This window comes from Pseudomonas sp. K5002 (genome assembly GCF_013386655.1).
GTDB lineage: Bacteria > Pseudomonadota > Gammaproteobacteria > Pseudomonadales > Pseudomonadaceae > Aquipseudomonas.
In genome coordinates, this window is the sequence record NZ_JACARK010000628.1 from 1 (window position 1) to 2658 (window position 2658).

A 2658-nucleotide genomic window follows, 5' to 3' on the forward strand; every position below is an offset into this window, starting at 1 on the left:
TGTAAGAGCGGAACCAATACAAGCCATCACCCAAATAACGGATATGCCCCCACCCCAACCAGGAACGCCTCAGGACTTAGGCGTCAAATCCACCTTGAACCATTTTTCGCTGAGTTTCTTAACAGTCCCATCAGCAATCGCTTCTTTCAACGCCGCATCAAACTTGGCCTTCAACTCCGGATCGCTCTTGCGAAAACCCAGGCCCTCGCCATCACCCCAGATAGGGCCTTTGATCTGCGGCCCGGTATACGCCAGCCCCTTGTTCTCAGGCTTGGACATGATCGAATCAAGGAACGTAACGTCATCAAAAATCGCGTCAATACGGCCCGATTGCAGATCAAGAATCGCATCGGCCGACGTGTTGTACTCACGAATCGTCGCCACGTCCTTGAAGTTCTCATCAATGAACTTGGTGTAAATGATGCCTGAAGCGATCCCGATGGTTTTACCCTTCAGCGCCTGACGCAACGGCTCGATCGCATCGTGAATCGCCTTCGGATCAGCACTCAGCGTAATCGCATTCGCCGCCCCGGTTTTACCCGGCAGCAACGCCGCATCCTGCGCGACAAAGTTGGCCGGCGTCTGCGCGTAGGGAATCGAAAAATCCATGACCTGCTTACGGTCGTCAGTGATAACGATCGCATCCATCAACACATCAAACTTCCCTGCGTTGAGACTGGCAATCATGCCATCCCAGTTCTGCACGGTGATCTTGCACTGCAGCTTCATCTTGGCGCACAGGTAGTCCATCAGCTCAGGCTCGAAACCACTGATCTTCCCGCCTGGCAATGTCAGGTTCCAGGGCTCGTACGCGCCCTCGGTCGCGATGTTCACGGACGTCCAGTCCTTTGCCTGCAGTCCGGAAGCACTTGCCATCACTAGGGTCGCTACAGCAACAGAGCCTAACCAATTCGATTTTTTAGCGGTCATTTCTATTTCCTACCAATGTTTTGATGTGGGCTTAGGACTTTTTTCTCGAACGCATACAGGTTTGGGGACTGGCCGATTCGCTCTCCAGTCTGCACATGACTCCACATGTACATACATGTCATTGCAAAATATTTGCCAGCTTTTAAAAATAAATAACCTGTTGATTTTCAAGGAAATTAAACATGGTTAGAAAATGTGCGCGGTTTTTTCGCCCTGTTTTGGGTCGATAGGTAGCGTTTTGCACCCGCCCGTGCGCTGTCAGGTGTCAGGCGTGGGGGCAGGGTTCGCGGTGAGTATTGGCGTGAATCCCAGGTGCTCAAGCAGTCGCGCCATATCGCGGACTGCGATCGACAGGGTCGCGGTATTCACCAGCGGATGGCAGAGAATCCTGTCGCCGTTCCACACCTCTTCGGCGATCACAACCTGGGTGGCGCGCTGCACGTCATTGCACAACCCCAGCAATGACACCGCTCCCGGCTCCACGCCCAGGGTTTCCATCAGGCGGCGCGGCGAGGCGAATCTCAGGCCCTTGAGGCCGAGGGTTTGCGAGAGTGCACGCAGGTCCAGGCGCTGCTCGCTCTTGAGCACCACCAGGGTGGGATTCAAGCCTTTGGCATCGCACAGGAAGATGTTCTTGACCGCCTGCCCGCTGATTCCGATGTCCAGTTTGTCGGCTTCTTCGCAGGTGCGCACGGCGCTGTGTTCCACGTATTCATAGGCAATGGAGCAGGTGTCGAGCAGGTGTAGAACGTCTTTGGGTTGAAGCATTCGCAAAGTCCCCGGGTATCACTTTGTCTGCGCCAAAAATGGCAAAGGCCCGCCGTCCGAAAAGGAGGGCAGGCCGTTTGACGGCGTGGTTGTCAGTTCAGGTGATGGGCCACCAGGTCGTTGATTTTCCCGCTGCGCACCTGGTCAATCACACTGGCCATGTCAGCGTAAAACGCGCGGTCGTTATCCGCCACCGGCACTTCACTGCGCACCAGGTCATAGACCGCCTTGGTCGCGGTCGATGCCTTGTTCACATCGTGGAAATCCAGGGCCTGGCACGCGACCAGCACTTCGATGGCCACCACCGACTGGAGTTTTTGCGAGACTTTGTAGGCCTTGATCACCGCGTTGTAGGCCAGGCTGACCGGGTCTTCCTGGTTGCCGCAGGTCGAGACGCTGTCGATCGACGATGGCATCGACAGGGTTTTCATTTCGGCGTACAGCCCGGCGGCGGTGTACTGGACGATCATGTAGCCGCTGTTCAGGCCCGGGTTGCGCACCAGGAAGGCCGGCATTTCGCTGAAGTGCGAGTTGATCATGCGGTCGGTCCGGCGCTCGGAAATTTTCGCCAGGTTGGTCAGCGCCACACACAGTGTGTCGGCTGCAATCCCAATGTAGGTGCCGTCGAAGTTGGCGCCGGAAATCGCGATACCGTCACCGTCGTCCAGCGGGAAAATCACCGGGTTGTCGCCCGAAGAATTGATTTCGCGCTCGATGGTTTCCCGCGCGTAGTTGATGAACTGCCGGGAAGCACCATGCACTTGGGGGATGGCACGCAGGCTGTAGACGTCCTGCAGGCGGTAATCGATGTTGTCTGCGATGAGCTGGCTGTCGTGCAGAATAGCCTTGATATTGGCGGCGGTTGCGGCCTGTGCGGGGTGAGCCTTGATCGAGTGGTAGCGCGGGTCGAACGCGCGGATGGTGCCCTTGAGCGCCTCCAGCGACATGGCCGCCGCCACG

General features: G+C 56.7%; 3 protein-coding genes. All 3 read right to left on the reverse strand.

Annotated elements, in window-relative coordinates; translation table 11 throughout:
• Nucleotides 1-69: 69 nt before the first annotated feature.
• Nucleotides 70-834 (reverse strand): transporter substrate-binding domain-containing protein, encoded by a 765-nt coding sequence (locus tag HX846_RS25025; RefSeq protein WP_003212408.1) that lies wholly within the window; start codon nt 832-834, stop codon nt 70-72.
• 354 nt (nt 835-1188) lie between these two features.
• Nucleotides 1189-1698 (reverse strand): prolyl-tRNA synthetase associated domain-containing protein, encoded by a 510-nt coding sequence (locus tag HX846_RS25030; protein ID WP_177051781.1) that lies wholly within the window; start codon nt 1696-1698, stop codon nt 1189-1191.
• A gap of 92 nt (nt 1699-1790) precedes the next feature.
• The coding region (locus HX846_RS25035; protein ID WP_178966303.1) for an aromatic amino acid lyase at nt 1791-2658 on the reverse strand (868 nt) is incomplete at its 5' end.